This is a genomic window from Arenimonas alkanexedens (assembly GCF_054781355.1).
In genome coordinates, this window is sequence record NZ_BAAGUO010000004.1 from 87,034 (window position 1) to 110,929 (window position 23,896).

The window sequence follows — 23,896 nt, forward strand, 5'->3', positions numbered from 1 at the left end:
CTCAGAATCGCTCGCTGGGCGGCAGGTAGCGCCACTGCCCCGGCGGCATCTTGGCCAGCGGCACCCGGCCCAGCCGGATGCGCCGCATCGAAACGGCCGTCAGTCCGACCTGCTGGCACAGGTGCTGCAGCAAGCCAGGGCGCACCGCCTTGATGGCGAAGCGCAGCCGCTGTTCGCTCTGCCAGCTGACCTTGAACGCCGCCACCGGCCAGCCGTTGAACTCGGTGCCATGGGTCAGGCGGTTCCAGCCGTAGGGCGCCAGCTCGCCCTCTACGTCCACGATGAATTCCTGCTCGAGCTTGCCGGCGTCCTCGGTGAGGCGGCGCAGCACCCGCCCGTCCTGGCTGAGCACGAGCAGGCCGCTGGCTTCGTCTTCCAGCGGCATCGCTGGCGCCTGGTGGGCGAAATGGCGCTTGTGCACGCGCCAGCCCGAGCTGTCGCCTTCCCAGCGATTGGCGGGCGTGACCAGGGCCACGGCCTCGGCCGAGGACAGACCGGCGGGTTTGTGCAGGATGAAGGTGGCGGGTTCGGCGGGCTCAAGCCGGGCCTCCGGATCCAGCGCGACCGTCTGGTCGGTGATCTTGAACTGCGGCTCTTCGATGACGACACCGTCCACGCGCACCCAGCCGCCCTGGACGTACTGCTCGGCTTCGCTGCGCGAGCAGCCGGCGATCTCGGCGAGGCGTTTGGATAGTCGGACGGGTTCGGTCATCGGTACGGAGCCTTGGAAACGGGCCCCATTGTAGGCGCCCCGGCACAGGCACGGGGCGCCAGGGGCGGACGCCAGCCGGCGTCCGTCGCCAGAATCAGGCCTTGCCGGCCTTCTTGGTCTGCTTTTCGGCGCGCTTTTCCTTCAGCGTCTTCTCCGGCTTCTTCTTCTCGGTCTTCTTCTGGTTCAGGCCTTTGGCCATGACGAACTCCGTGGATGGTGGTTCCAGTCGACCCATGTCGACCGGTGCGCGAAGCATGCGCCGAGGCCGCCGCTTTTTCCACAGGCCCGCGAAGGCGACAATGCCGCGGTGAACGACGCCTTCGCCAGCCGCCTGCAGTTGCCGCCCGGACCTTGGGCAACCGTGCTCGACGCGCTGTGCGCGCGGTTTCCGTCGGTGTCGCGCGCTCGGTGGCTCGAACGCATGCAGGGCGGTCGCGTGCGGGACGCGGCCGGCCAGCCGCTGGGGCCCGAGGCGCGGTACCGGGCGGGGCTGGCCTTGAGCTACCAGCGCGAGGTCGCGGACGAGGTGCCGGTGCCGTTCGAGGAAGCGCTGGTGTACGAGGACGCGCACCTGGTGGTGGCGGACAAACCGCACTTCCTGCCAGTCACGCCGGCGGGAAATTATCTCGAGCACACCCTGCTGCGGCGGCTGCAGCGGCGCCTGGACGCGCCGGCGCTGGTGCCGCTGCACCGGATTGATCGCGCCACCGCCGGCCTGGTGCTGTTTTCGCGCGAGCCGAGGTCGCGCGGGGCCTATCAGGCGCTGTTCCGCGAGCGGCGGATCGAAAAAGGGTATGAGGCGCTGGCGCCGGCCTTGCCAGACCTCGCGCTGCCGCATCTGCGCCGCAGCCGGATCGTGCCGGGCGAACCCTTCTTTCGCATGTGCGAGATCGAGGGTGACGCCAATTCCGAAACGCGCATAGACGTGCTTGAGCGGGGTCCGGGAGACTGGCGCTATGCCTTGTCACCGGTCACCGGTCGCAAGCATCAGTTGCGTCTGCACCTGGCGGGTCTCGGCGCGCCGATTCGCAACGACCCGCTCTATCCCTCGCTGTCGTCGGAGCCGGAAAGCTTTTCGCGCCCGCTGAAACTGTTGGCGCGACGCCTGGCGTTCAAGGACCCGCTGAGCGGCGAATGGCGTGTCTTCGAGAGCGCGCGCAGTCTCTAGGCCCGCCGCCAGTCCAGCGTCAGCGCGATGCCGCCCAGCACGGCCAGTGAACCCAAGGCCAAACGCAGGTCGATTGCTTCGCCGAGCACCACCACACCGGCCAGCGCGGTGATCACCGGTACGCTGAGTTGGGCGCTGCCCGCCGCCTGCGGCGACAGATTGCGCAGGGCGCGGTACCAGATCGCGTAGCCGAGCCCGGAGGTGATCGCGCCCGAGGCGAGCGCGAGCAGTGCGCCCTCCACGTCCGGTTTGAGCCAAGCCCAGGCCGCGCCCGCAGCGAGCACTGCCAGCGGCGCCGCCCGCATGAAGTTACCGGTGGTGGCCGCCAGGGCATCGGGCAGGCCGCGTCCGCGCAGGGTGTAAACGCCCCAGGCCACGCCCGCGAGCAGCATCAAGGCCGCCGGCTGCAGCCTTGGTGCGCTAATGCCGGGCCAAAGCAGACCCACCAGCCCGGCCAGTGCCAGGGCCAGCCCAAGGCTTTGCCATATCCGCCAGCGCACGCCAGTGAACAGCCCGATCACGAGCATCGTGGCCTGCACCGCGCCAAACAGCAGCAGCGCGCCAGTGCCTGCGCTTAAGCCCGTGTAGGCATAGGAGAAGGCGATCGCATAGATAAACAGTGCCGTCGCCGAGCGCCAGCTGCCGGCGGCCGGCAGCGGGCCCGCGCGCAGCGCCAGCAACAGCACCAGCGTCATCGCGCCGGAAAGAATGCGGATGGCGGTGAAGCTGGCGGGATCAATATCGGTATGCGCCAGCGCCGCCCGGCAGAGCAGTGAATTGCCGGCGAAGGCCAGCAGGGCAAGCGTGGTCAGGCTCGCGGTGCCAAGGCGGGTAGGGGCGCGGGATGCATCTGACATGGGTGGCGCCGTTCCGGAATCCTGTCGTAGGGGGCGCTATCATCGCCTGATGGCCAAGCTCCTGCTCAATCTTCGCAATGTCCCGGACGATGAAGCCGACGAGGTTCGTGCGTTGCTGCACGCACGCGAGATCGATTTCTACGAAACCCCGCCCAGTTTCTGGGGCGTCTCGGCCGGCGGTTTTTGGTTGGCGGATCCGGGACAACTCGAGCTCGCCCGCAGCCATTTGGCGCAGTACCAAGCCGAACGCGGCGAACGGATGCGGGCCGAGCGCGAGGCCGCGCTGCGCGAAGGCCGTGCCCCGGGAACCTGGGCCGGCATCCGCTCGCACCCCCGCCAGGCCATCGGCGCCATTATCGGCATCGTGCTGATGTTGGCCGTGGCGACGCTGCCTTTCCTGCTGCTGGCTCGCTGATCAGGGCGCCAGCGCCGCGAAATCATCGTCTGGCAGGGCAATGAACGCCCAGAACGGCCGGCCGATCTCGCGCCATGCCTCGGCGGCGCCCTCAAGCACGGCCACCAGGTTCGCGAATTCCTCCGGCGCGGTGGCACGCAGTGCCTCCGCCGTAGCCAGACCCAGCACATACCCTTCGGCCGGCAGCCAGGACAGGTCGGACAGGGCGTCCGCCAGCGCATCCCAATTGCCGCCGATGCCTGGCGGGAAGGCGAAGCCTGCAGCCAAGCGCTGCAGCAGGGCCGCCTTGTCGCGGCAGTCGGCCAGGTCGATTGCCACGCAGCGCAGGCCCAGTCCGTCGGCGGCTTCCAGCAGCGGCGGCAAGTCGGCCTCGGTCAGGTAGAACGCGCCCGCCTGATCCGGCTGCACCAGCAGTGACTGCAGCGCCTGCAGGCTCATGAACGCGGCTCGAAGCGGCGGAACGACTCGTAATGATCGTCGGTGTACCAGTACTCGACCGGCGGTTGGCCGCCGGTGACGATGCGGCGCGCTCCGCGGTGCGACAGCCCCGGCGTGCGCACGGTGAACTCGCGGTAGTAGCCGCGCGGGCGCGCGGGCAGGCGGCGTTCGAAATTGCTGAAAACGCCCCCGTCCTGACGGTGCGGGTAGGGGCCGTCGCGGGCGATCAGGGCCAGCGTGTCGAGCACCTCGGACGGGAGTCCGGGGAGGGTTTTGGCGGAGCGGTCGGCATCCGCGACGCCGGACGAGGCGGGCGTCGTCGCGCTGCCGATCGACGGCGCATCGGGAACGCCGACGCTGGACGGGTCCTGCCAGAACCACAGCAGGGCCAGCACGATGATCAGGCTAAGCAGGGGCCGCAGCTTGCGCATGGTCAGTCCGATAGTGAAGGCCTGAGTCTAGCAAGCAGGCGCGTCGCGTCAGCCAGCCAAGGCCTGAGGCGCTTGGATCCTGTCGGCCTCGTAACATGGCCGCTTGCTACTCTATGCGCCCCACACGTCGGAACCCGCTCATGTCCAAGCCCTATGATGTCGCCGTCCTGGTTGGCAGCCTCCGCGCCGACTCGCTCAATCGCCTCGTGGCCCTGGCCCTTGCCGATATGGCGCCGGCCAGCCTGACCTTGGACCAGGTTGAGATCGGCGACCTGCCGTTCTACAACCCGGACCTCGAGACCGACACACCGCCGGCCGCCTGGACTCGGTTCCGGGAGCGCGTGGCGCGCGCCGATGCGCTGTTGTTCGTCACCCCGGAGTACAACCGTTCGGTGCCGGCGGCACTCAAGAACGCACTCGACGTAGGCTCGCGGCCCTACGGCAAAGGTGTCTTCGGCGGCAAGCCGGGCGCCGTGGTTACGGTCTCGCCGGGCGCCATCGGCGGCTTTGGCGCCAATCACCACCTGCGCCAGTCACTGGTGTTCCTGGACGTGCCGGTGATGCAGCAGCCGGAGGCCTACCTGGGCGGCGCGGACAAGCTGTTCGGTGATGACGGCAAGATCGCGAACGAAGGTACGGGCAAGTTCCTGGGCAAGATCATCCACGCCTACGCCGACTGGGTCGCGCGTATCAAAGCCTGAGGTTGCCCATGTCCTGGTTGCGCGGGGCCAAGGCCCTGTTCGCCGGCCTTCTGGTCGGCCTCAATACCCTGCTGCACGTCCCGGTGCTACTGCTTGTAGCCCTGTTCAAGGCCCTGCTGCCGCTGCGCGCGGTGCGCCCGGCGCTGGACCGGGCGCTGATGCTGATCGCTGAAAGCTGGATCGCGGTCAACAGCGCCTTGATCGGGGTAATCACCACCGCCCGGTTCGTGGTCGAGGGCGAGGATTCGCTGCGTTACGGCGGCCACTACCTGGTGCTGGCCAACCACCAGAGTTGGGTGGACATCCCTGTGCTGCAGAAGGTGTTCAACCGGCGTATCCCGCTGCTGCGATTCTTCCTCAAAAGCCAGCTGTTCTGGGTGCCGCTGCTGGGCCTGGCCTGGTGGGCGCTGGATTTCCCTTTCATGAAGCGCTACTCGCGCCAGCAGCTGGCCAAGCGGCCGGAACTGGCCGGTCGCGACGTGGCTGCTACGCGCAAGGCCTGCGAGAAGTTCCGGCACATTCCGGTGTCAATCATGAACTTCGTGGAAGGCACGCGGTTTACGCCGGCCAAGCATGCCCGCCAGGCCTCGCCGTTCCAGCATCTGCTCAAACCCAAGGCCGGTGGCGTGGCCTTCGTGGTCGGCGCAATGGGTGAGGCCATCGATACCGTGCTCGACGTCACCCTGCATTACACGCCGGCGCGGCCCACGCTGGCCGACCTGTTTTCCGACCGGGTCCAAGAGATCCGCGTGCACATCCAGGCCAGGCCGGTGCCGGCGGATCTGGCGGCGGCTGACTACGAGAGCGACCGCGCACACCGCGTGCGCTTCCAGGGCTGGATCAACGAGATGTGGCTGGCGAAGGACGCGCGCCTGGCCGACTGGAACGCCCCGGCAGGTGGCCGGGGCGACTGAGCCTCAGAGCCGCTGGGCGGCGAAGGTGTCGCACTGGCGGTAATCGCCGCTGTCGAAACCAATCCGGAACCAGCGCATGCGCTGCGCGGCGCTGCCGTGGGTGAAGGAGTCGGGCACCACCTGGCCCTGCGACTGGCGCTGCAGGGTGTCGTCGCCGATCGCCGTGGCGGTAGCCATGGCCTCCTCGAGGTCGCCGGCTTCAAGCCAGGCGTGACGCTTCTGGGCGTGGTGGGCCCAGAGGCCGGCGTAGCAGTCGGCCTGCAGCTCCTGGCGGACCAGCGGACCCTCGGCGCCTTCGACATTGCCGCCGCGACGACGGACATCGTTCACCTTCGCCGAAACCCCGGTGATCGTTTGCACGTGGTGGCCGACTTCGTGGGCGATGACATAAGCCTCGGCGAAGTCGCCGCCGCCGCCGAGTCGCTGATCCATCTGGTCGAAGAAGCTCAGGTCAATGTAGACCTGCTGGTCGCCCGGGCAATAGAACGGGCCCACCGCGGCGGTGGCGCCGCCGCAGGCCGACTGCACCTGGCCACTGAACAGCACGAGGGTGGGCGCCGGATAGCGCTGCCCGCTGGCCTGGAATATCTCGGTCCAGACGTCTTCGGTCTCGCCCAGGATGCTGGCGACGAACTGCGAGGCTTCATCGTTGGCCGGTGGCGCCGTAGGCGTGCCGCCCGGCGCTGACTGGGCCGGCGCCTGTTGCTGTACCTGGGCCAGCATGCCCAGCATTTCCATCGGGCTCTTGCCCATCAGGAAGCCCACGACGAGCACGACGGCGATGCCGCCGATGCCAAGTTTCATACCGCCGCCACCGCCTCGGCCACCGCGTCCGCGTCGGTCATCGACATTGCTGCTGCGTCTTGCGCTGCGCCATTTCATCGGTGGTTCTCCAGAGGGGACGTCGGGATTGTTGCCCAAACACCCGCCGGGGGCGAGGACCTTGATCAGTTGGCCGCGTCGGCCCGTGCCCGCAGCGCATCCAGGATGGCCTGGCCGGCGCGGCCGTCGGGTTCATGCCCCAGCCGCTGCTGCTCGATCACCAGCGTCGCCCGCGATTTCGCGCCGATCATGCCGTCCACCTCGCCGATGTCGTGGCCCCGCGCGACCAGCAGGGTTTGCAGCGCGCGTCGGTCGATGCGGGACAGGCCGGGGTCGTCGGTGGGCCAGGCGGTCTGCAGGCCAGTGCCGCCGCGCAGGCGATCGGCCAGCAGGGCGATGGCTAGTGCATAACTCTCGGCGGCGTTGTAGGAAAAGATGGCGTCGTAGTTCTTGAACACCAGGAAGGCCGGACCGTCCCGCCCGGCCGGCAGCAACAGGGCGGTCGGGGCGTCGCCGCCGGACAGGGGCACACCGTCACGCCGGGCGACACCTCGTCCCGTCCAGTACGACAGCGGGCGCCGCGAGGCGCGTCCGCTTACCGAGGCATCGAAGCCATCGGGCAGCACCACCTCGTGGCCCCAGCCTTTGCCCGGCTGCCAGCCAGAGCGGCGCAGATAGTTGGCGGTCGATGCCAGCGCATCGGGAATACTGGCGACCAGATCGCGGCGGCCGTCGGCATCGAAATCCACGGCAATGCGGGCGTAGGTGGAAGGCATGAACTGGGTGTGCCCGAACGCGCCCGCCCAGGAGCCGACCAGACCTTCGCTAGCCAGGTCACCGGCCTGAATCAGCTTGAGCGTGGCAAAGAATTCGCCCCGGAAAAACTCCTTTCGGCGCCCTTCGCATGACAGCGTCGCCAGCGAGCCCAACAGCGGCTTCTTGCCGAAGGTGCGGCCGTAGTCGCTTTCCACACCCCACACCGCAACGACCGTGGCGGGATCGACGCCGTATTGCTGTTCCACCCGTGCCAGCAGGTCTGCATGCTCGGCCAGCATCGACTGGCCGTCGGCAACACGCTGTTCATCCACCAGGCCGGCCAAATAATCCCAGATCGCGGTGCGGAACTCGGGCTGGTAGTCGAGCGAGGCGAGCACGCCCGGGTCGTGAATCAGCCCGGCGGTGTGCGTATCCCAGGTCGGGCCGCCAATGCCTTGGGCCAGCGCCTGTGGCCGCAGCCTGGCCAGACAGTCGTCGAGGAGCGGCTCGGTGGCCTGCACGGGAAGGGCCAGGAGGGTAAGCAGGGGGAACAGGGTCAGGCGCATGGGCGAACCTTAGCCCTAATCGGCTGAATCCTTGCCCGCCGGGCTATGCTGCCGCCTGTTCCAGCAGGGAAGTCGCGCATGATCACCGTCCATCACCTCAATAATTCGCGCTCGCAGCGCGTCATCTGGCTGCTCGAAGAGCTGGGTGTTGATTATCAGGTCAAACGCTACGAACGCGACGCCAAGACCATGCTGGCGCCGCCCGAGCTGCGCGCGGTGCATCCGCTAGGCAAGTCACCGGTGATCACCGAGGACGGCGCCGTGGTGGCGGAATCGGGCGCGATCATGGAGTACCTCGCCGACCGCCACGGCCAAGGCCGCCTGCTGCCGCCACCGGGGGATCTCGCGCGGCAAGCCTGCACCTACTGGCTGCACTACGCAGAAGGATCGCTGATGCCGCCGCTGCTGATGACCCTGATCTTCTCCAAGGTGCGCAGCGCGCCCATGCCTTTCTTCGCCAAGCCCATCGCCAAGGGCATTGCCGACAAAGTGATGAACTCGTTCGTGTCGCCACAGGTTGAACTGCACTTCGATTTCCTGGAAGCCACGCTGGCGAAATCGGAATGGTTCGCCGGCCCCGACTTCAGCGTTGCGGACATCCAGCTGAGCTTCCCGATCGAGGCCGCCGCGGCCCGCGGCGCCTTGGGCCCCAAGCGGCCGAAGCTGGCCGCTTATCTGGAACGAATCCATGCGCGGCCGGCCTACCAACGCGCCCTCGCCAAAGGCGGGCCTTACGAGCTGATGCGATAAACTCGCGGGCCGGCGCCGCCACGGACAAGCAAGCCCATGGAATTCTCGATCACCCTCGCGATCATCGTCATCACCAGCCTGGTGTCCTGGCTCGGGTTCAACAACGAAGCCCTCAGGAATGCCCTGGTGCTTTGGCCGCCCGCGGTGACGCGGCGCCACGAGTACCACCGATTCATTGGCTATGGCGTGGTGCACGCGGACTTCATGCACCTGCTTTTCAACATGTTCACCCTGTACTTCTTCGGGCGGCTGATGGAAGGGTTCTACGCCCAGTACCTGGGTTCGCTGGGCTTCCTTTGGTTCTACCTGTCGGCATTGGTGGTGTCAGCCTTGCCGAGCTACCTCAAGCACCGCAATGACCAGAATTACGTAACCCTGGGCGCCTCCGGCGCGGTGTCGGCCGTGCTGTTCGCCTTCATCCTGCTGCGACCCTGGGAAACGCTGCTGATTTACTTCATCCCGGTGCCGGCGATCATCTTCGCCGCGCTGTACACCGGCTATTCGATCTACATGAACCACCGCAAGGGCGACCGCATCAATCACAGCGCCCACCTGGCCGGCGCCGCCTACGGCGTGCTGTTCACGGTGATCATGGAGCCGCGGGTGCTGTCGCACTTCCTGGCAGAACTGATGAATCCGGGCGGCTGAGCCGGGACTCAGCGATGGCATGCGAGAATGCGGCATGACCGACTTCTCGCCACTGCCCCTGCCGCCCGAACTGCTGCAGGCCCTGGAGGTACTCGAGTACCGCCAGATGACCCCCGTACAGGCCGCCAGCCTGCCGCCGATCCTTGCCGGCCGCGACGTGATCGCCCAGGCCCGCACCGGGAGCGGAAAGACCGCGGCCTTCGGCCTGGGCCTGCTGGCGAAGCTGCAGGCCGATTCCGGGCAGGTGCAGGCGCTGGTGATGTGCCCGACCCGCGAGCTGGCCGATCAGGTAGGCAAGGAAATTCGCCGGCTGGCGCGCTTCATGCCCAACATCAAGGTGTCGGTGTTCTGCGGCGGCGTGCCGCTGCGCCCGCACCTGGCCTCGCTGGTGCATCCGCCGCATGTGGTGGTGGGCACGCCCGGCCGCCTGCAGGAACTGATCGACGAGGGCGCCCTGGGCCTGGACCAACTGCGCGTGGTGGTGCTCGACGAAGCCGACCGCATGCTGGACATGGGCTTTGAGCCAGCCATCGCCGGCATTCTGTCGCAGGCGCCGAAGGAGCGGCAGACGCTGCTGTTCTCGGCCACCTTCCCGGAAGAGATTCGTGGCCTGGGCCGCCGCTTCCAGCGCGACCCCGAGGAGCACACGGTCGCCGATGGCGAAGTCGCCGCGATCGTGCAGCGGTTCTACGAGGTAGAAGCCCCCCGAAAGACCGACGCGCTGGCGCTGTTGCTGGCCGACGAAAAGCCGGAATCGGCGCTGGTCTTCTGCAATACCCGACGCGACGTGCAGCAGGTGGCTGACGAGCTGGCCCAGCGCGGCTACTCGGTGCTGGCCCTGCACGGCGACCTGGAACAGCGTGATCGCGACGAAGTGCTGGTGTGCTTCGGCAACCGCAGCGTGCAGGTGCTGGTGGCTACCGACGTGGCTGCGCGCGGGCTGGACATCAAGGACCTGCCGCTGGTGGTCAGCTACGGACTGGCCAGCGACGTGGACACCCATACCCATCGCATCGGCCGCACCGGCCGGGCCGGCGGCGAAGGCTTGGCCCTGTCGCTGGTGGCCTCGGACGAGCGCCGGCGCGTTATCGGCATCGAGGAACAGCTGGGCAAGCCCGTGCGCTGGGAGCGCATTGACCTGTCACGCAAACCCGGCAAGCCGGCGCCGCCGGCGATGACCACCCTGGTGGTGGACGCGGGCCGTCAGGACAAGCTGCGGCCTGGTGATCTGGTCGGAGCCCTGACCGGCGCGGCCGGCCTGCCGGCTTCGGCCATCGGCAAGATCGACGGGTTCGCGACCCGGACCTATGTCGCGATCGAGCGCAGCCAGGCCAGCAAGGCCCTGGACAAGCTCAAGGCCGGGAAGATAAAGGGCCGCAACTTCCGGGTCCGGAAGCTCGGCTGACGTTTCGAACGCGGCGCGGCCCGGCCGCGACGGCTCCATCGGGTGTTGGCAAACACCGTGTGCATTTTCGGCTTAGCGCCAGGGCCGGGCGCCGACCGCTTCCCGGCGCGGGGTGGCCAGGGCCTTGCGGCGGCTGATCTCGGCGTCCAGGCGACGGTACTCCTGGCTGCCGATCTCGCCGGCCATGACCAGTTCCCAAAGCTGGATCGCCAGCTCATCGTCCATGACCTGCTTGGTGGGGAAGGGGATAACGATACCCATGGCATGACTCCGTATGTGGGGGTGGCTGTCATGGAGTGACGTTGCATGTTTCATGCCAGCGGGGGGCGACCGCAAGCTTTTGCATAGTGCATCACGGTTTTGCCCCAACTACCCAAGATCTGCGGGCTGGCGGGGGCAGCGGCCACAAGGCCACGGTGACTTGCCCGGCCCGGCATGACAGGATGCGCGCCACTTCTGACGTCCTGCGGCACCCCGCCGCCCCCACGCCATGCGACTGAACAAACACATCAGCGAGACCGGCTATTGCTCCCGGCGCGAGGCCGACCGTCTGGTTTCCGAGCGCCGGGTCACGGTGAATGGTCTGCCGGCCGGCATCGGCACCCAGGTGGAGGAGGCCGACGAGGTGCGCATCGACGGCCAGGTGCTGGCCAAGCGCTCCGCCAAGCCCGGTGCCCGCCGCCACGTCTATATCGTGCTGAACAAGCCGGTGGGCGTGACCTGCACTACCGACAGCACGGTCAAGGGCAACATTGTTGATTTCGTCGGCCACCAGCAGCGCATCTTCCCGATCGGCCGCTTGGACAAGGACTCCGAGGGCCTGATCCTGCTCACCAGCAACGGCGATATCGTCAATGAGATCCTGCGGGCCGAAAGCCACAAGGAGAAGGAATACCTGGTCGGCGTGAACCAGCCGGTGACCGAGGAATTCCTGCGCGGCATGGCCAAGGGCGTGCGCGTCCACGGCGAGATGACCCTGCCATGCCGCACGCGCAAGATCGCCCGCTTTGGTTTCTCGATCGTGCTTACCCAGGGCCTGAACCGTCAGATCCGCCTGATGGCGGCGGCCTTCGGCTACCGCGTCACCCAGCTGCGGCGGATCCGCATCGCCAACGTCAAGCTGGCGGAAATCAAGCCCGGACGCTGGCGCAACCTCACCGAAGCTGAACTGCGCGGCCTGCTTCCGTCCCGTACCGAGTGGTGACCCGACGCGCGTCTGCTACCCTCCGCGCGGTTCCCCACCGTCCCGTTCGGAGTGTCCTGATGTTGCTGCGATCCCGTCTTTTGGCCCTGCTGCTTTGTGTGCCCGGTTTGGCGCTGGCCCTGGATCCGATCCGCCCGCCGCCGTCGCTCGGCGCGCCCCCTGCGCAGGCCGTTGAGACGGCCAGCGGCATGAGCTTCATCGTGTTGAAGCCGGCCACGGGCCCGGAGCGCTTTTTTTCTGCCGACTGGGTCGAATACCGGGCTGATATCTGGAGTTCGGACGGCGTGACCCGCGCCAGCTCGCGCGAATCCGGCTCCACCGTTACCACCCTGCGCCGGCTGGTGGCGGAGCAGCCCGGCCTGGCCCGCGCCATCCTGAGCACGCCGATCGGTGAGTCGCGGCGCTGGTGGATCCAGCCCGAGCGCCTGTTGCCCGGCTACCCGGGCATGCCCAATCTGCTGCACGTAGTGGACCTGACCGTGCTGGGCGAGAAAAACCCGGTGCAGGTGCCCGCCGACGTCGGCGCGCCGCCTGCGGATGCCGTACGCACCTCGTCCGGTCTGGCCTACAAGGTATTGACCCGCGGCCAGGGCGGCGGCTCGCCGGGCCCGAGCAGTGAGATCGAGATCCACTACAGCGGCTGGACCACCGACGGAAGCCTGTTCGACAGCTCGGTTGCGCGCGACCAGCGTGCCATGTTCCGACTCGATCAACTGATCCAGGGCTGGCAGGAAGGCGTGCGGTTGATGTCACGGGGCGACACGTTCCGCTTCTGGATCCCGGGCCATCTGGCCTACGACATGCAGGCGCCGTCGGCGGGTACGCCACGCGGCATGCTGGTCTTCGACGTGACCCTCTACGACTTCAGCGAGATGCCTGCGCCCTGAGCCGCAGCCATTCGGCGGCGCCGGCGCCGGCGCGTCGGCCCGAGGCAAAACAGGCGGTGAGCAGGTAGCCGCCGGTCGGCGCCTCCCAGTCGAGCATCTCGCCGGCCGCGAACAGCCCGGGATGGCTGCGCAGCATCAGCCCCGGGTCCAGCGCCTCCAGGCGAATGCCGCCGGCGCTGCTGATCGCTTCGGCGATCGGGCGTGGGCGCTGCAGCGGCAGCCGCAGGCATTTGATGATCGCCGCGACGCGTGCCGGATCCTCCAGCCCATCCTTGCCCAGCACCTCGCGCAGCAGGGCGGCCTTTACGCCGTCCAGGCCGGTGCTGCGACGCAGGTGTTCGCCCTGGCTGCGGCCTTTGCGCGGGCGGGACAGCTCGGCCTCCAGGCGCTCGCGTTCGCGGCCCGGCGCCAGGTCCATCAACAAGGTGGCCTCGCCGTGGGTCGCCAGGCGATCGCGCAACGTCGCCGACAGGGCATACACCAGGCTGCCTTCGATGCCGTGTGCACTGGCTACGCATTCGCCCTGACGCCAGGCCGGCGGCGTACGACCATCGTCAACCGCCAGCCGCACGGGCTTGATGGGCGCGCCAGCGAAGTGCTGCCGGAAGAAGGGCGTCCAGTCCACGTCGAAACCGCAGTTCGCGGGCAGCAGCGGCGCGATGTCAACGCCGGCTGCCGCAAGTGGCCCTGCCCAGGCGCCATCGGAGCCCAACTGCGGCCAACTGCCGCCACCCAGGGCCAGTACGGTGGCGTCGGCACGGTACTCGCGCAGGCCGTCCGGGGAATCGAAACGAAGCACGTCGTCATCGGACAGGCCGTGCCAGCGATGCGACACGTGGAATCGCACGCCCTGTTCGCGAAGCCGCCGCACCCAGGCACGCAGCAGCGGCGCCGCTTTCAGGTCGATCGGGAATACGCGGCCGGAGCTGCCGACGAAGGTGGCCACGCCCAGGCCGCTGGCCCAAGCCCGCAGGGCATCGGCGTCGAAGTCGGCCAGCCAGTCGGCCAGTTCGTCTTGGCGTTCCGCGAAGCGGCGCAGGAAATCAGGCTTGGGTTCGCCGTGGGTGAGGTTGAGGCCGCCCTTGCCGGCGATCAGGAACTTGCGTCCGACCGAGCCTTTGGCTTCGAACAGATCCACCTCGCAACCGGCGGCGCGCGCGGTCTCGGCGGCCATGAGTCCGGCGGGGCCGCCACCGATGATGGCGAGTCGAGGAGGGGGGCTTGAAGGCATGCGGCATTCTCTCATGCGCTGAACAGACGCGAGGCAGGCATCGGCTTGCCGGTCCGGCCCTTGAGGGGTGATGCTTTGGCATACGCGCGAGCGCGCACCTTCCTTGAGTCCAGTGAATGCCCTATACCCCGATCGTCGCCACACTCGGCTACGTGCTTTCGCCGGAGCGCGACAAGGTGCTGATGGTGCACCGCAATGCGCGCCCGGGTGACCAGCACTTGGGCAAGTACAACGGACTGGGCGGCAAGCTCGAGCCTGGTGAGGACGTCATGGCCGGCATGCGCCGCGAGATCCACGAAGAAGCCGGCATCGTCTGCGCGGCCATGACGCTGCGGGGAACGATCAATTGGCCGGGGTTTGGCAAGCAGGGGGAGGACTGGCTGGGCTTCGTTTTCCTGATCCAGGACTGGTCCGGCGACGTGCCTGCCCGGAACGAGGAGGGGGACCTGTCCTGGGTCGCGCTGGACGCCCTGGATGGGCTGCCGCTTTGGGAGGGCGACCGGCATTTCCTGCCGCTGGTGTTCGACAAAGACCCGCGAGCGTTCCACGGCGTCATGCCCTACCAAGACGGCGCCATGGTGTCCTGGGATTATTCTCGCTGAAAATCGGCTAAAATGACGCTATCGTTCGCTAAACGGGTTTAATCAATCGTTTGAAATCCAGGTCAGGGCCCGAATAACCGAATTTTCACCTCGTGGAACGTATGATTCACGGGTTGATAACACCCATTGGGTTGTTGCCAGCGTCGTTCGCTTTCCTTCGCGATCGTCTGTGTCCCGGGGTCCGGGACCCTCCGCTGCCTGGTTTGGGCGGCGGGACGACCGCGCTGCCAACCCTCACGCCAAGGAGCGCCGCATGACCGATACCACGAACAGCCTGTCCGACCTGATCGAAATCAGCGAAGACGGGACCGCGTTCTACGAAGAAGCGGCGCAGAAGGTTAAGGACAAGAAACTGAGCACGCTGTTCACGCGCCTTGCCAAGGCCAAGTCAGACCTGGCCCTGGAGCTGTCTGGTGAAGTGAAGCCGGTGGCGGGCAAGAAGAAGCCCGTCAAGAAGGCCGAAAGCGCGCTGGGCGAGCTCAGCAAGGCCTACGCCGGCCTGCGCAAGCAGTGGCCCGACGCCGGCATCGAGCGCTTCGTGCGCATGGCCGAGGTCGAAGGCCAGCTCCAGACCACCTTCCAGAAGGTCGTGCTGGATCGGGACCACAGCTTCGTGGTCCGCGTGCTGGCCAAGCAGTACGTGTCCAAGGCCGAGGTTCTGAACAAGGAGCTCCGCGCCTGCAACCGCAACGCCTGATCGCCCGGGCCCGGCCGCGACACCGCGGCCAGGCACTGGAACGATAGGCGCTGAGGTTCAAGCGTCTGCAGCATGGAACGCCCGGCTTTGGCCGGGCGTTCTGCTTTTGGAGCGCGCTCCCTCACGCGGGAAAAGGGGCCAAAAAAAACCGCCCGGCCGAAGCCGGGCGGTCTGGTGTCAACGCCGTCAGTTACTCGGCGCCGGTCGCGACCTCGAGGCCGCGGCGCTTGAGCAGCGGGCCCACCTGCGGGTCGCGGCCGCGGAAGTCACGGAACAGCTGCATCGCATCGGCGCTGCCGCCGCGCGAGAGCAGGGTCTTGCGGAAGTGGTCGCCATTCTCACGCTTCAGGCCACCGTTCTCCTTGAACCATTCCACCGACTCCGCATCCAGCACTTCCGACCACAGATAGGCGTAGTAGCCGGCCGAATAGCCGCCCATGATGTGCGAGAAGTAGGTGCTGCGGTAACGCGGGGGCACCGGCGCATAGTCCAGACCGGCGGCACGCAGGGCCTGCGCTTCGAAGGCCAAGGCGTCGCTGGAGACTTCGTTGGCCGACAGCTGGTGCCAGCTCTGGTCAAGCATTGCCGCCGCCAGGTACTCGGTGGTGGCGTGGCCCTGGCCGTACTGCTCGGCGGCCAGCACCTTGTCCAGCAGCGCCTGCGGGATCGGTTCACCGGTCTCGTAGTGCTTGGCGTAGTTGGCCAGGATGGACGGCCAGGTGGCCCACATCTCGTTCACCTGCGACGGATACTCGACGAAGTCGCGCGGCACCGAGGTGCCGGCGAACTGCGGGTACTTCACGTTCGAGAACAGGCCGTGCAGCGCGTGGCCGAACTCATGGAACATGGTGGTGACCTCGTCGAAGGTCATCAGCGTCGGCTGGCCTGCGGCCGGCTTCGGAATGTTCTGGTGGTTGGCGACCACCGGCAGGGTGCCGGTCAGGCCGTTCTGCGGCACGTAGGCATTCATCCAGGCGCCGCCGCGCTTGTTCGAGCGGGCGTAGAAGTCGCCCAGGAACAGACCCAGCGGCTTGCCGTCGGCCTCGAACACCTCGTACACCAGCACGTCGGACTGGTAAACCGGCAGGTCGGTGCGGCGCTTGAAGCTCAGGCCGTAGAGTTCACCGGCGGCGTGGAATACGCCGTTCTCAAGCACCGAGCTGAGTTCGAAGTAGGGACGAAGCTGCGATTCGTCGAAGTCGTACTTCTGCTGGCGCACTTTCTCGGCGTAGAAGGACCAGTCGGCGGCTTCGAGCGCGAATCCGCCGTTCTCGGCGTCAATGATGGCCTGCATGTCAGCCGCTTCCTTGCGGGCGTTGGCAACCGCGGGCGGGGCCAGGTCAGACATCAGCTTGTTGACCGCACCGACGGTGCCGGCGGTCTCGTCTTCCAGCACGTAGGTGGCGTGATTTTCGTAGCCCAGCAGCGCCGCGCGCTCGGCGCGAAGCTTGGCGACGCGCGAGACGATGGCGCGGTTGTCGAACTCACCGCCACGGCTGCCGCGGGTAAGCGAGGCGTCCATGATCTTCTTGCGCAGGGCGCGGTTGGTCAGCGAGGACAGCGGCGGCTGGCCGGAGGTGTTCATCAGCGCAATCAGGTACTGGCCTTCCTTGCCGGCGGCCTTGGCGGCTTCGGCGGCGGCCGTGATGGCGTCCGCGGAGAGGCCGTCGAGTTCGGCCACGTCCGACACCAGCACGCCGGAAGCCTGCACTTCCTTGAGGACGTTCTGGCTGAAGGTCGTGGAAAGGGTCGCCAGTTCGGCGTTCATGGCCTTGAGCTTGGATTTGTCGGCATCCGAGAGATTGGCGCCGGCGCGGACGAAATCAGTGTGGTAGCGCTCGAGCAGGCGCAGCGACTCCGCGTCCAGGCCGAGCTCGTCGCGCATTTCATAAAGGCCCTTCACTCGGGCGAAGAGCTTGCCGTCGAGCAGGATCGCGTCGCGATGCGCGGCCAGCTTCGGCGCCATTTCGGCCTGCACTTTCTGCATGGCCGGATTGGTGTTGGCGCCGGCCAGGTTGAAGAACACCGCCGAGGTGCGGCCAAGCAGGTTGCCGGTTTTCTCCATCGCGACGATGCTGTTGTAGAAGCTTGGCGCGGCGGGGTTGTTGGCGATCGCGTCCATCTCGATGCGATGGTCGGCCATGCCTTTCTCGAAGGCCGGCGCGTAGTGCGCGTCCTGGATCTTGTCGAAGGGCGGCAGATGGTAGGGAAGGCTGCTGACGGTGAAGAAGGGGTTGGCTGACACCGGCTCGGCGGCCTGGGTGGCGGCGTCGGTGGACGAGGCCGCGAAGGCGCCGCCGGGTACGGCAACGCAGAGCGCGGCGGCGAGAGCGAGGGATAGCTTGTGGGTCATGGCACGTCCTTGCAGGGTTCTTGGAAGGCGGGTTCGGATCAACCTCCGAAGACTACCGCATGCCGCCATCGCCCCACCCATGACGAAAGACAGGGGCGCGTCGAATCGTCGCGGCATTCGTAAAGAACGCGTGAAACACGCCGGCGTGACGCGGGGTTGATCGGCGTGCGGTACGCTGCCGCCACCCTGTCCGGAGCCCGCCATGACCCGCATTTATGATTTTTCCGCCACCACGCTCGACGGCAAGGAGCAGCCGCTGTCCGACTTCCGCGGCAAGGCCATGCTGATCGTCAACACCGCCTCAAAATGCGGCTTCACCCCGCAGTACGCCGGGCTGGAAAAGCTGTCCCGCGACTACGCCGACAAAGGGTTGGTAGTGCTGGGCTTCCCCTGCGACCAGTTCGGGCATCAGGAGCCCGGCGACGCCGAGGAGATCAAGAACTTCTGCTCGCTCACATATGACGTCAGCTTTCCCATGTTCGCCAAGATAGAGGTCAATGGTGCCAAGGCGCATCCGCTCTATCAGTGGCTGAAGTCGGAGAAGTCCGGTCTGCTCGGGCTGGAGGCTATCAAGTGGAACTTCACCAAGTTCCTGGTCGATGCCGAGGGCCGGGTGGTCAAGCGCTACGCGCCGACCGACAAGCCCGAGAGCATCGGCAAGGACATCGCCAAACTGCTCGGCTGAGGCCGGGCGTCCCGCAGGCTAGCGTGCGGGCTGCCGGGCCCGGATGCGCGCGAAGATTTCCGCGGCCGCCGGGGTCCAGACCACCCAGGCATGGCCGCCAGGCCGGGCCAGGACCTGGTCCGGCGGCAGCGCTGGCGCCAGCACGCCGATGGCCTTGGCCAGGCGATCGTCTTCGCCGTAGGCCAGCCACACCGCCGCGCTGCGGCCGCTGTCCGGCCAGCCCTGCACGTGGCGCCAAACCTCGCGCTGGAAGGTCTTTCGGTTGATCTGCGGGGGCACCGGGCCCGGCGTCCAGTCGGCCAGGCCAGCTTCGCCGATCTCGGCCAGTAGCCGGCGATCGCCCAGATAAGGCGCCAGCAGCACCAGTCCATCGAGTTCACCCGGACGGCTTCGCTCGTAAAGCAGCGTTCCCATGCCGCCCATCGAGGCGCCCGCAAGCCAGACGCCGGCGTAGCCGCGCGTTTTCGCCGGTGCGATGACCTCTGTATGCAGGCGCTCTGGCATTCGACCCTCGTAGTAGTAGCCGAGCCCCACCTCGGCCAGCAACACGTCGGCTTCCGGCCAGGCCTTCTGGATGGCGGCGGCGATGCCACTGTCGGCCAGCCCTTGCAGGTCGTCGCCGCGACCCGGGAGGACGACCACCAGGACCCGCTCACCCTCAGCCGACGGGGACTCGAACAGCTGGGTGGCAATGGTCTCGCGCGTGGCGCCGGGCGACAGGCAGCCGGTCGATATAAGCACCAGGCCAAGCAGGAAAACGCTGCGTGCAAACAGGGGCATGGATGTCTCCGAGGCGATGCCCGCAGCATAGGCGAGCGCGCCGCGCCGCCGCCAGCGCGGCTATTTCTCGACGAAGGCGCGCTCGAACACGTATTCGCCCGCCGTGCCGATCCGCGGCGCGGCGCTGAAGCCGCGGACGTCGAGAAGCGCGCGGAAGTCGGCCAGCATCTGCGGGCTGCCGCAGATCATGGCGCGATCCCGGGCGGCATCGAGCGGCGGCAGGCCCAGGTCGGCCTGCAGGCGACCGGTCTCCATCAGGGTGGTCAGCCGGCCGGAATTCCGGAACGGCTCGCGGCTGACCGCCGGGTAATAGAGCAGCTGGCGGCTGATGATCTCGCCCAGGTGCTCGTGGCGCGGCAGTTCGTTGACGATGTAGTCGTGGTAGGCCAGGTCGTCGATGCCGCGCACCCCGTGGGTCAGGATCACGCGCTCGAAGCGCTCGTAGGTCTCGGGGTCCTTGACCACGCCCAGGAACGGGGCCAGCCCGGTGCCGGTGGCCAGCAGGTAGAGATTGCGCCCCGGGTGCAGGTCGCTGATAAGCAGGGTGCCGGTGGGCTTGCGGCTGACCAGGACGTCATCGCCGGGCTGCAGGTGCTGGAGCCGGGAGGTCAGGGCGCCGTCGGCCACCTTGATGCTGAAGAACTCCAGGTGCTCCTCCCAGTTGGCGCTGGCGATCGAGTAGGCCCGCATCAAGGGCCGGCCCGCCACCTCCAGCCCGATCATTACGAACTGGCCGTTCTCGAACCGCAGGCCGTCGTCCCGGGTGGTGGTGAAACTGAAGTAGGCATCGTTCCAGTGCCGGACGGTGAGCACGCGCTCGGTGGCGAAGGCGGACATGGGTCAGGTCGGGTCTGGGTTGGCCAAAAGGACCCTGGATTGTACGCCAATAGCTTTCTGGCCCATAAGCGAGTAGGGTGCGTGTACTGCGGTTGCCGGTATCACGGTAAATCGTGGTTACCCAACAACTGTTATTTAAGGATTAGAGATATGTCGGATCGTCAGACTGGAACCGTGAAGTGGTTCAACGACGCCAAGGGCTTTGGCTTCATTACCCCGGAAAGCGGCGAGGACGTGTTTGTCCACTTCCGTTCCATCCAGGGCACCGGCTTCAAGTCCCTGCAGGAAGGCCAGAAGGTCTCCTTCAAGGTCGTGAAAGGCCAGAAGGGCATGCAGGCGGACGAAGTGCAGCCGATGTAATCCGGCTGCCTGCCGCCTGGCAGTGCAAATCAAGCCCCGGTCGGAAACGACTGGGGCTTTTTTGTGGGCGGCGCGCCGGATTTGCGTGCGCCCGGCGCATCGCCTAGCCTATGCGCCCTCTCCCAGCCGCCCGGCGATGCCGGTGCTGGCGTACTTTCCAAGGATTCCCATGCAGATCGCCGAGCGCACTGTCGCCACGTTCCACTACACCCTGACCAACGACGCCGGCGCGGTGCTCGACTCGTCCAGCGGTGGCCAGCCGCTGACCTATCTGCACGGCGTCGGCGGCATCGTCCCGGGCCTGGAAAAAGCGATGGAAGGCCGCCAGGCCGGCGACAAGTTCGACGTGGTGGTGTCGCCCGAAGAAGGCTACGGCACCCCGAACGAAATGCTGGTCCAGGTCGTGCCGCGCGAGGCGTTCCAGGGCGTGGACGAAATCGAGGTCGGCATGCAGTTCCAGGCCCAGACCCCGCAGGGCGCGATCTCGGTGGTCATCGCCAAGATCGAAGACGGCATGGTCACGGTTGACGGCAACCATCCGCTCGCCGGCCAGAGCCTGCACTTCGCCATCGAAGTCACCGACGTGCGCGAAGCCAGCGTCGAAGAGGCCCTGCACGGTCACGTGCACGGCGCCGGCGGGCACCAGCACTGAACGCCAACAGCGCCCGCGGCCGGCTGATCGCCACCGACGACGACCTGCGGGCGCTGCTGACCCGAGTGCGGCGGATCGCTGTGCTCGGGATCAAGACCGAGACCCAGCGCGGCCAGCCCGCCATCGAGGTACCTCAGTATCTTGAGCGGGTCGGCTTCGACCTGGTGCCGGTTCCGGTCTACTACCCCGAGGTTGAAATCATCCTGCGTCGCCCGGTGTACCGCCGGCTGGTGGACATTCCGGGCGACATTGACCTGGTGAACGTGTTCCGGAAGTCCAAGGACCTGGCCGCGCATCTCGACGATATTTTGTCCAAGCGACCGTCCGCCGTCTGGCTACAGTCAGGCATTCGCGACGACGTATTCGCCGAAACCTTGGTGGCGGCCGGCATTGATGTTGTGCAGGATCGCTGCGTGATGGTAGAGCACCGGCGTTTGATCGCGGGCTGAACGTCCACACTGGCGCGCGACGTGTTGCGTTAGACTTACGCATCCCCCCGCGTTGATATTTACCTTGATTTCCCTGCCCCCCGACATAAAAATCGTCTTCGAAGACCGCCCCGGCTACCTTTACGCCCGGGTTTCCGGACCGCGTGACAATCGTGAAATTTCCCTCGCTTACTGGGCACTGGTGGCCGAGCAGGTTCGGCTGCGCAAGACGACCCGGCTGATGGTGGTCGAAGCGCTGGGCGAGCGCGAAGGCGAGCACGAGGTCTCCTTCATGATTGACGCCCTGATAGAAATGGGCCTCGACCAGATCCAGGTGGCCTTCGTGGTCGATCGCATCGATATCCTGGGCGCGATGGAGCACGGCGAAATCCTGGCGATTGAACGCGGCGCCAACGGGCGCGTTTTTGGCAGCGCCACGGTGGCCGAGCGCTGGCTGCGCCACGGCGGCCAGTAGGCCGCGCCGGACTCAGGCCGCGGTCACCGTTACCGGCAGGCCGTTGAGCGCGGCATTGCCGCTCGGCCCGTCCAGCGCCCGGGTGTCGCTGAGATCGTTGTAGCTGGCGCCAGCCAGCGAATCAGCCAGGCCCTGTCGTGTTCCGGGCCGGTCATGGCCGAAGCCGTGCGGTAGGCAAACGACACCGGGCATGACGTCGTCGCTCGCAAGCACGTCGGTTTCGATGCTGCCGACGGCCGAACCCACCCGCACCCGTGCGCCGCTGGCCAGGCTGCGGTCGGCGAGGTCGTGGGGATGCATCAGCAGCTGGTGGCGGGGCTTGCCCTTCACCAGCCGTGGCGCGTTGTGCATCCAGGAGTTGTTGCTGCGCACATGGCGTCGCCCGACCAGGCGCAGGCCGTCGGCGTCGGCGGGCGCGGCGGCCATCTCGGCGAGTGCCGCCATCAGCAGCGGCGGGGCGCACTCGATCGCTGCGCTCTCGGTTTCCAGGCGTGACAGCAGGGACGGACGCAGCGGCCCCAGGTCTAGGCCATGCGGTGCCGCGGCCAGCTGCGCCACGTCCAAGCCGCTGTCGCCCCGCGCCAGTCCGGCTTCGATCATGGCCAGCGGCGGCGGTAGCGCGCGCCAGGGTTTGCCGGCCGCGGCCGCATAGGCCGCGCCCAGTCCGTCCAGGATCTCCCAGTCGGCACGCTCCTCCGCGCTGCGCTCGCGCAGCGGCAGGCTCAGGCGAGCGACCCGGCGCACTGCGAAAGCGTTGAAGTGCAGGTCGTAATGCGGCTGCGTCAGCGGCGAGGCCGGCGGCAGGATCAGGTGCGCGTGGCGGGTGGTTTCATTGAGGTAGACGTCGATCGAGACCATGAAGTCCAGGCTGGCCAGCGCGCGGTCCAGGCCGCGGCCATCGGGCGTGGACAGCACCGGGTTGCCGGCGCAGGTGAGCAGGGCGCGCACTTGCCCTTCGCCGGGCGTCAGGATTTCTTCGGCCAGCACCGACACCGGCAGCTCGCCGGAAAACTCGGGCAGGCCGCGCACGCGGCTGCGCCAGCGGTCGCGATGTCCGGCGGCGGTGCCCGGGCCGGTGACCGGGAAGGCGGGCTCGTTGGGCAGCGAGCCGCCGACCTTGTCGAGGTTGCCGGTGACCAGGTTCAGCAGCTGGATCAGCCACTGGCACAGGCTGCCGTGGGCCTGGGTGGAGACGCCCATGCGGCCGTAGGCCACGGCCGAAGGCGCGGCGCGGAACTCGGCGGCGATGGTGGCGATACGGGCGCGCGATACCCCGGTGCGTGACTCGACCCCGGCGGTGTCGACGGCCTGCAGCGCGCGCAGCGCGTCTTCGAGCCCGCGCAGCTTGCCTTCATAGGCGGCGATCTTCGGCGGCCCCAGGGCCAACAGCGCCTGCAGCAGCGCGATCAGGAACCAGGCGTCAGTGCCGGGCCGGATAAAGACGTGCTCGCTGGCGATTGCCGCGGTCTCGGTGCGGCGCGGGTCAACCACCACCAGCCGGCCGTGTGCCACCAGCGCCTCGAGGCGCTTGGCGATGCCCGGTGCGGTCATCAGGCTGCCGTTGGAAGCCACCGGGTTGGCGCCCAGCATCAGGAAGTAGTCGGTGCGGTCGACGTCGGGAATCGGCAGCAGGAACTGGTGGCCATACATCAGCCAGTCGACCAGCTGGCTCGGCCACTGGTCGACCGAGGACGCGCTGAACAGGTTCCGCGAGCGCAGGCTGCGCAGCAGCGGCGGCAGGTAGGCGATGTGGCCGAAGTGGTGGACGTTGGGATTACCCAGGTAGGCGCCGACGGCGTCGCCGCCGTGCTCGCGCTGGATCGCGGCCAGGCGCTCGCCGGCCTCGGCCAGAGCGTCGTCCCAAGAAACCTCCTCCCAGTCACTGCCGCGCCGGCGCAGCGGGCGACGCAGGCGGTCCGGATCGGCCTCCAGGTCGAGCAGGGCATTGCCCTTGGGACAGATGTGGCCGCGGCTGAAGGGGTCGGCGGCATCGCCGCGGATGGCCACCAGGTCGGCGCCTTCGTACTGCAGCTCGAGGCCGCAGATGGCTTCGCAGAGGGGGCAGGCGCGGAATCGTGAGGTGCGGGCCATGGCAGGGTTCTCTGGGGCAGACCTTGATCTT

At 67.4% G+C, this 23,896-nt stretch carries 27 protein-coding genes and 1 pseudogene; 16 read left to right on the forward strand and 12 right to left on the reverse strand.

The window, feature by feature from the left end:
• Position 1: 1 nt before the first annotated feature.
• The gene (locus ACYVGY_RS10150; protein ID WP_460457380.1) at positions 2 to 712 is read right to left on the reverse strand and encodes an rRNA pseudouridine synthase; all 711 of its coding nucleotides are present in this window, start codon (positions 710 to 712) and stop codon (positions 2 to 4) included.
• A 307-nt stretch (positions 713 to 1,019) separates the two neighbouring features.
• On the opposite strand from ACYVGY_RS10150, the gene ACYVGY_RS10155 reads away from it, so the two are divergent.
• Positions 1,020 to 1,880: a pseudouridine synthase gene (locus ACYVGY_RS10155; protein ID WP_460457381.1), complete on the forward strand. Its 861-nt coding sequence runs from the start codon at positions 1,020 to 1,022 to the stop codon at positions 1,878 to 1,880.
• Here ACYVGY_RS10155 and ACYVGY_RS10160 read toward each other — a convergent pair.
• Positions 1,877 to 2,737: a DMT family transporter gene (locus ACYVGY_RS10160; RefSeq protein ID WP_460457382.1), complete on the reverse strand. Its 861-nt coding sequence runs from the start codon at positions 2,735 to 2,737 to the stop codon at positions 1,877 to 1,879. The two genes, ACYVGY_RS10155 and ACYVGY_RS10160, sit on opposite strands and share 4 nt — an antisense overlap.
• Before the next feature lie 49 nt (positions 2,738 to 2,786).
• Here ACYVGY_RS10160 and ACYVGY_RS10165 point away from each other — a divergent pair, with 49 nt between their 5' ends.
• Entirely contained in the window at positions 2,787 to 3,152 is a 366-nt protein-coding gene (locus tag ACYVGY_RS10165; RefSeq protein WP_460457383.1) for a DUF6164 family protein, read from the forward strand.
• Here ACYVGY_RS10165 and ACYVGY_RS10170 read toward each other — a convergent pair whose 3' ends face one another.
• Together ACYVGY_RS10170 and ACYVGY_RS10175 are read right to left on the reverse strand one after the other, a co-directional pair.
• Positions 3,153 to 3,590 (reverse strand): barstar family protein, encoded by a 438-nt coding sequence (locus ACYVGY_RS10170; RefSeq protein WP_460457384.1) that lies wholly within the window; start codon positions 3,588 to 3,590, stop codon positions 3,153 to 3,155.
• Positions 3,587 to 4,021, reverse strand: coding sequence for a guanyl-specific ribonuclease (locus ACYVGY_RS10175; RefSeq protein WP_460457385.1), 435 nt, complete (start codon positions 4,019 to 4,021; stop codon positions 3,587 to 3,589). Before ACYVGY_RS10175 ends, ACYVGY_RS10170 begins: the two co-directional genes overlap by 4 nt.
• Positions 4,022 to 4,161: 140 nt before the next feature.
• On the opposite strand from ACYVGY_RS10175, the gene ACYVGY_RS10180 reads away from it, so the two are divergent.
• Both ACYVGY_RS10180 and ACYVGY_RS10185 read left to right on the forward strand, forming a co-directional pair.
• A complete protein-coding gene (locus tag ACYVGY_RS10180) occupies positions 4,162 to 4,722 on the forward strand; it encodes an NADPH-dependent FMN reductase (protein WP_460457386.1) in 561 nt (186 codons plus the stop codon).
• 8 nt (positions 4,723 to 4,730) lie between these two features.
• Positions 4,731 to 5,636: an acyltransferase gene (locus ACYVGY_RS10185; protein ID WP_460457387.1), complete on the forward strand. Its 906-nt coding sequence runs from the start codon at positions 4,731 to 4,733 to the stop codon at positions 5,634 to 5,636.
• 3 nt (positions 5,637 to 5,639) lie between these two features.
• On the opposite strand, the gene ypfJ is transcribed toward ACYVGY_RS10185, so the two are convergent.
• The gene (ypfJ, locus tag ACYVGY_RS10190; protein WP_460457388.1) at positions 5,640 to 6,518 is read right to left on the reverse strand and encodes a KPN_02809 family neutral zinc metallopeptidase; all 879 of its coding nucleotides are present in this window, start codon (positions 6,516 to 6,518) and stop codon (positions 5,640 to 5,642) included.
• 86 nt (positions 6,519 to 6,604) lie between these two features.
• Positions 6,605 to 7,780: pseudogene (locus tag ACYVGY_RS10195) on the reverse strand (lytic murein transglycosylase); the annotation flags it as partial.
• A 78-nt stretch (positions 7,781 to 7,858) separates the two neighbouring features.
• Here ACYVGY_RS10195 and ACYVGY_RS10200 point away from each other — a divergent pair.
• From ACYVGY_RS10200 to dbpA, 3 genes are read left to right on the forward strand one after another with little or no spacing between them, the layout of a single operon-like run.
• Positions 7,859 to 8,530: a glutathione S-transferase family protein gene (locus ACYVGY_RS10200; RefSeq protein WP_460457389.1), complete on the forward strand. Its 672-nt coding sequence runs from the start codon at positions 7,859 to 7,861 to the stop codon at positions 8,528 to 8,530.
• A gap of 36 nt (positions 8,531 to 8,566) precedes the next feature.
• A complete protein-coding gene (locus ACYVGY_RS10205) occupies positions 8,567 to 9,178 on the forward strand; it encodes a rhomboid family intramembrane serine protease (RefSeq protein WP_460457390.1) in 612 nt (203 codons plus the stop codon).
• A gap of 34 nt (positions 9,179 to 9,212) precedes the next feature.
• Positions 9,213 to 10,583, forward strand: coding sequence for an ATP-dependent RNA helicase DbpA (gene dbpA / locus ACYVGY_RS10210; protein WP_460457391.1), 1,371 nt, complete (start codon positions 9,213 to 9,215; stop codon positions 10,581 to 10,583).
• A 72-nt stretch (positions 10,584 to 10,655) separates the two neighbouring features.
• On the opposite strand, the gene ACYVGY_RS10215 is transcribed toward dbpA, so the two are convergent.
• A complete protein-coding gene (locus ACYVGY_RS10215) occupies positions 10,656 to 10,844 on the reverse strand; it encodes a hypothetical protein (protein ID WP_460457392.1) in 189 nt (62 codons plus the stop codon).
• Positions 10,845 to 11,073: 229 nt separating this feature from the next.
• Here ACYVGY_RS10215 and ACYVGY_RS10220 point away from each other — a divergent pair, with 229 nt between their 5' ends.
• Positions 11,074 to 11,787, forward strand: coding sequence for a pseudouridine synthase (locus tag ACYVGY_RS10220; RefSeq protein ID WP_460457393.1), 714 nt, complete (start codon positions 11,074 to 11,076; stop codon positions 11,785 to 11,787).
• Positions 11,788 to 11,846: 59 nt separating this feature from the next.
• Positions 11,847 to 12,674 carry an FKBP-type peptidyl-prolyl cis-trans isomerase gene (locus tag ACYVGY_RS10225; protein ID WP_460457394.1) on the forward strand — a complete coding sequence of 276 codons (828 nt, stop codon included), beginning with the start codon at positions 11,847 to 11,849 and terminating at the stop codon, positions 12,672 to 12,674.
• Here the strand turns inward: ACYVGY_RS10225 and ACYVGY_RS10230 are convergent.
• A complete protein-coding gene (locus ACYVGY_RS10230) occupies positions 12,652 to 13,905 on the reverse strand; it encodes a TIGR03862 family flavoprotein (RefSeq protein WP_460457395.1) in 1,254 nt (417 codons plus the stop codon). The two genes, ACYVGY_RS10225 and ACYVGY_RS10230, sit on opposite strands and share 23 nt — an antisense overlap.
• Positions 13,906 to 14,021: 116 nt before the next feature.
• Between ACYVGY_RS10230 and ACYVGY_RS10235 the strand changes: the two genes are divergently transcribed.
• Together ACYVGY_RS10235 and ACYVGY_RS10240 are read left to right on the forward strand one after the other, a co-directional pair.
• Positions 14,022 to 14,507 carry an NUDIX hydrolase gene (locus ACYVGY_RS10235; RefSeq protein ID WP_460457396.1) on the forward strand — a complete coding sequence of 162 codons (486 nt, stop codon included), beginning with the start codon at positions 14,022 to 14,024 and terminating at the stop codon, positions 14,505 to 14,507.
• Positions 14,508 to 14,760: 253 nt separating this feature from the next.
• Positions 14,761 to 15,204 carry a PA2169 family four-helix-bundle protein gene (locus ACYVGY_RS10240; RefSeq protein WP_460457397.1) on the forward strand — a complete coding sequence of 148 codons (444 nt, stop codon included), beginning with the start codon at positions 14,761 to 14,763 and terminating at the stop codon, positions 15,202 to 15,204.
• A 190-nt stretch (positions 15,205 to 15,394) separates the two neighbouring features.
• On the opposite strand, the gene ACYVGY_RS10245 is transcribed toward ACYVGY_RS10240, so the two are convergent.
• Positions 15,395 to 17,557 (reverse strand): M3 family metallopeptidase, encoded by a 2,163-nt coding sequence (locus tag ACYVGY_RS10245; protein ID WP_460457398.1) that lies wholly within the window; start codon positions 17,555 to 17,557, stop codon positions 15,395 to 15,397.
• A 202-nt stretch (positions 17,558 to 17,759) separates the two neighbouring features.
• Between ACYVGY_RS10245 and ACYVGY_RS10250 the strand changes: the two genes are divergently transcribed.
• The gene (locus ACYVGY_RS10250; protein WP_460457399.1) at positions 17,760 to 18,242 is read left to right on the forward strand and encodes a glutathione peroxidase; all 483 of its coding nucleotides are present in this window, start codon (positions 17,760 to 17,762) and stop codon (positions 18,240 to 18,242) included.
• Between the two features lie 18 nt (positions 18,243 to 18,260).
• Here the strand turns inward: ACYVGY_RS10250 and ACYVGY_RS10255 are convergent, their stop codons facing one another.
• Both ACYVGY_RS10255 and ACYVGY_RS10260 read right to left on the reverse strand, forming a co-directional pair.
• Complete coding sequence (locus ACYVGY_RS10255; RefSeq protein WP_460457400.1) at positions 18,261 to 19,022, reverse strand: alpha/beta fold hydrolase; 762 nt, start codon at positions 19,020 to 19,022, stop codon at positions 18,261 to 18,263.
• Between the two features lie 60 nt (positions 19,023 to 19,082).
• Positions 19,083 to 19,859 carry a ferredoxin--NADP reductase gene (locus tag ACYVGY_RS10260; protein ID WP_460457401.1) on the reverse strand — a complete coding sequence of 259 codons (777 nt, stop codon included), beginning with the start codon at positions 19,857 to 19,859 and terminating at the stop codon, positions 19,083 to 19,085.
• Between the two features lie 150 nt (positions 19,860 to 20,009).
• Here ACYVGY_RS10260 and ACYVGY_RS10265 point away from each other — a divergent pair, with 150 nt between their 5' ends.
• The 4 genes from ACYVGY_RS10265 (at position 20,010) to ACYVGY_RS10280 (ending at position 21,774) form a co-directional block, all read left to right on the forward strand.
• Complete coding sequence (locus ACYVGY_RS10265; protein ID WP_290778779.1) at positions 20,010 to 20,219, forward strand: cold-shock protein; 210 nt, start codon at positions 20,010 to 20,012, stop codon at positions 20,217 to 20,219.
• A gap of 169 nt (positions 20,220 to 20,388) precedes the next feature.
• Complete coding sequence (locus ACYVGY_RS10270) at positions 20,389 to 20,871, forward strand: FKBP-type peptidyl-prolyl cis-trans isomerase (RefSeq protein ID WP_460457402.1); 483 nt, start codon at positions 20,389 to 20,391, stop codon at positions 20,869 to 20,871.
• 80 nt (positions 20,872 to 20,951) lie between these two features.
• On the forward strand, positions 20,952 to 21,320 hold the full coding sequence (locus tag ACYVGY_RS10275; RefSeq protein ID WP_460457403.1) for a CoA-binding protein: 369 nt from the start codon (positions 20,952 to 20,954) through the stop codon (positions 21,318 to 21,320).
• 64 nt (positions 21,321 to 21,384) lie between these two features.
• Positions 21,385 to 21,774, forward strand: a complete 390-nt coding sequence (locus tag ACYVGY_RS10280; RefSeq protein ID WP_460457404.1) for a hypothetical protein — start codon at positions 21,385 to 21,387, stop codon at positions 21,772 to 21,774.
• Between the two features lie 12 nt (positions 21,775 to 21,786).
• Here ACYVGY_RS10280 and ACYVGY_RS10285 read toward each other — a convergent pair whose 3' ends face one another.
• Entirely contained in the window at positions 21,787 to 23,865 is a 2,079-nt protein-coding gene (locus ACYVGY_RS10285; RefSeq protein ID WP_460457405.1) for a molybdopterin-dependent oxidoreductase, read from the reverse strand.
• Between the last annotated feature and the right edge of the window lie 31 nt (positions 23,866 to 23,896).

What these genes read in the sequence shown, in the direction of transcription:
- ACYVGY_RS10260 (WP_460457401.1), bottom strand. Translation starts at nt 19,859, where the DNA reads ATGTCCGCCTTCGCCACCGAGCGCGTGCTCACCGTCCGGCACTGGAAC.
- ACYVGY_RS10185 (WP_460457387.1), top strand. Translation starts at nt 4,731, where the DNA reads ATGTCCTGGTTGCGCGGGGCCAAGGCCCTGTTCGCCGGCCTTCTGGTC.
- ACYVGY_RS10255 (WP_460457400.1), bottom strand. Translation starts at nt 19,022, where the DNA reads ATGCCCCTGTTTGCACGCAGCGTTTTCCTGCTTGGCCTGGTGCTTATA.
- ACYVGY_RS10170 (WP_460457384.1), bottom strand. Translation starts at nt 3,590, where the DNA reads ATGAGCCTGCAGGCGCTGCAGTCACTGCTGGTGCAGCCGGATCAGGCG.
- ACYVGY_RS10175 (WP_460457385.1), bottom strand. Translation starts at nt 4,021, where the DNA reads ATGCGCAAGCTGCGGCCCCTGCTTAGCCTGATCATCGTGCTGGCCCTG.
- ACYVGY_RS10285 (WP_460457405.1), bottom strand. Translation starts at nt 23,865, where the DNA reads ATGGCCCGCACCTCACGATTCCGCGCCTGCCCCCTCTGCGAAGCCATC.
- ACYVGY_RS10240 (WP_460457397.1), top strand. Translation starts at nt 14,761, where the DNA reads ATGACCGATACCACGAACAGCCTGTCCGACCTGATCGAAATCAGCGAA.
- ACYVGY_RS10200 (WP_460457389.1), top strand. Translation starts at nt 7,859, where the DNA reads ATGATCACCGTCCATCACCTCAATAATTCGCGCTCGCAGCGCGTCATC.
- ACYVGY_RS10245 (WP_460457398.1), bottom strand. Translation starts at nt 17,557, where the DNA reads ATGACCCACAAGCTATCCCTCGCTCTCGCCGCCGCGCTCTGCGTTGCC.
- ACYVGY_RS10205 (WP_460457390.1), top strand. Translation starts at nt 8,567, where the DNA reads ATGGAATTCTCGATCACCCTCGCGATCATCGTCATCACCAGCCTGGTG.
- ACYVGY_RS10215 (WP_460457392.1), bottom strand. Translation starts at nt 10,844, where the DNA reads ATGGGTATCGTTATCCCCTTCCCCACCAAGCAGGTCATGGACGATGAG.
- ACYVGY_RS10165 (WP_460457383.1), top strand. Translation starts at nt 2,787, where the DNA reads ATGGCCAAGCTCCTGCTCAATCTTCGCAATGTCCCGGACGATGAAGCC.
- ACYVGY_RS10250 (WP_460457399.1), top strand. Translation starts at nt 17,760, where the DNA reads ATGACCCGCATTTATGATTTTTCCGCCACCACGCTCGACGGCAAGGAG.
- ACYVGY_RS10180 (WP_460457386.1), top strand. Translation starts at nt 4,162, where the DNA reads ATGTCCAAGCCCTATGATGTCGCCGTCCTGGTTGGCAGCCTCCGCGCC.
- ACYVGY_RS10150 (WP_460457380.1), bottom strand. Translation starts at nt 712, where the DNA reads ATGACCGAACCCGTCCGACTATCCAAACGCCTCGCCGAGATCGCCGGC.
- ACYVGY_RS10265 (WP_290778779.1), top strand. Translation starts at nt 20,010, where the DNA reads ATGTCGGATCGTCAGACTGGAACCGTGAAGTGGTTCAACGACGCCAAG.
- ACYVGY_RS10225 (WP_460457394.1), top strand. Translation starts at nt 11,847, where the DNA reads ATGTTGCTGCGATCCCGTCTTTTGGCCCTGCTGCTTTGTGTGCCCGGT.
- ACYVGY_RS10160 (WP_460457382.1), bottom strand. Translation starts at nt 2,737, where the DNA reads ATGTCAGATGCATCCCGCGCCCCTACCCGCCTTGGCACCGCGAGCCTG.
- dbpA (WP_460457391.1), top strand. Translation starts at nt 9,213, where the DNA reads ATGACCGACTTCTCGCCACTGCCCCTGCCGCCCGAACTGCTGCAGGCC.
- ACYVGY_RS10235 (WP_460457396.1), top strand. Translation starts at nt 14,022, where the DNA reads ATGCCCTATACCCCGATCGTCGCCACACTCGGCTACGTGCTTTCGCCG.
- ACYVGY_RS10230 (WP_460457395.1), bottom strand. Translation starts at nt 13,905, where the DNA reads ATGCCTTCAAGCCCCCCTCCTCGACTCGCCATCATCGGTGGCGGCCCC.
- ACYVGY_RS10220 (WP_460457393.1), top strand. Translation starts at nt 11,074, where the DNA reads ATGCGACTGAACAAACACATCAGCGAGACCGGCTATTGCTCCCGGCGC.
- ypfJ (WP_460457388.1), bottom strand. Translation starts at nt 6,518, where the DNA reads ATGAAATGGCGCAGCGCAAGACGCAGCAGCAATGTCGATGACCGACGC.
- ACYVGY_RS10270 (WP_460457402.1), top strand. Translation starts at nt 20,389, where the DNA reads ATGCAGATCGCCGAGCGCACTGTCGCCACGTTCCACTACACCCTGACC.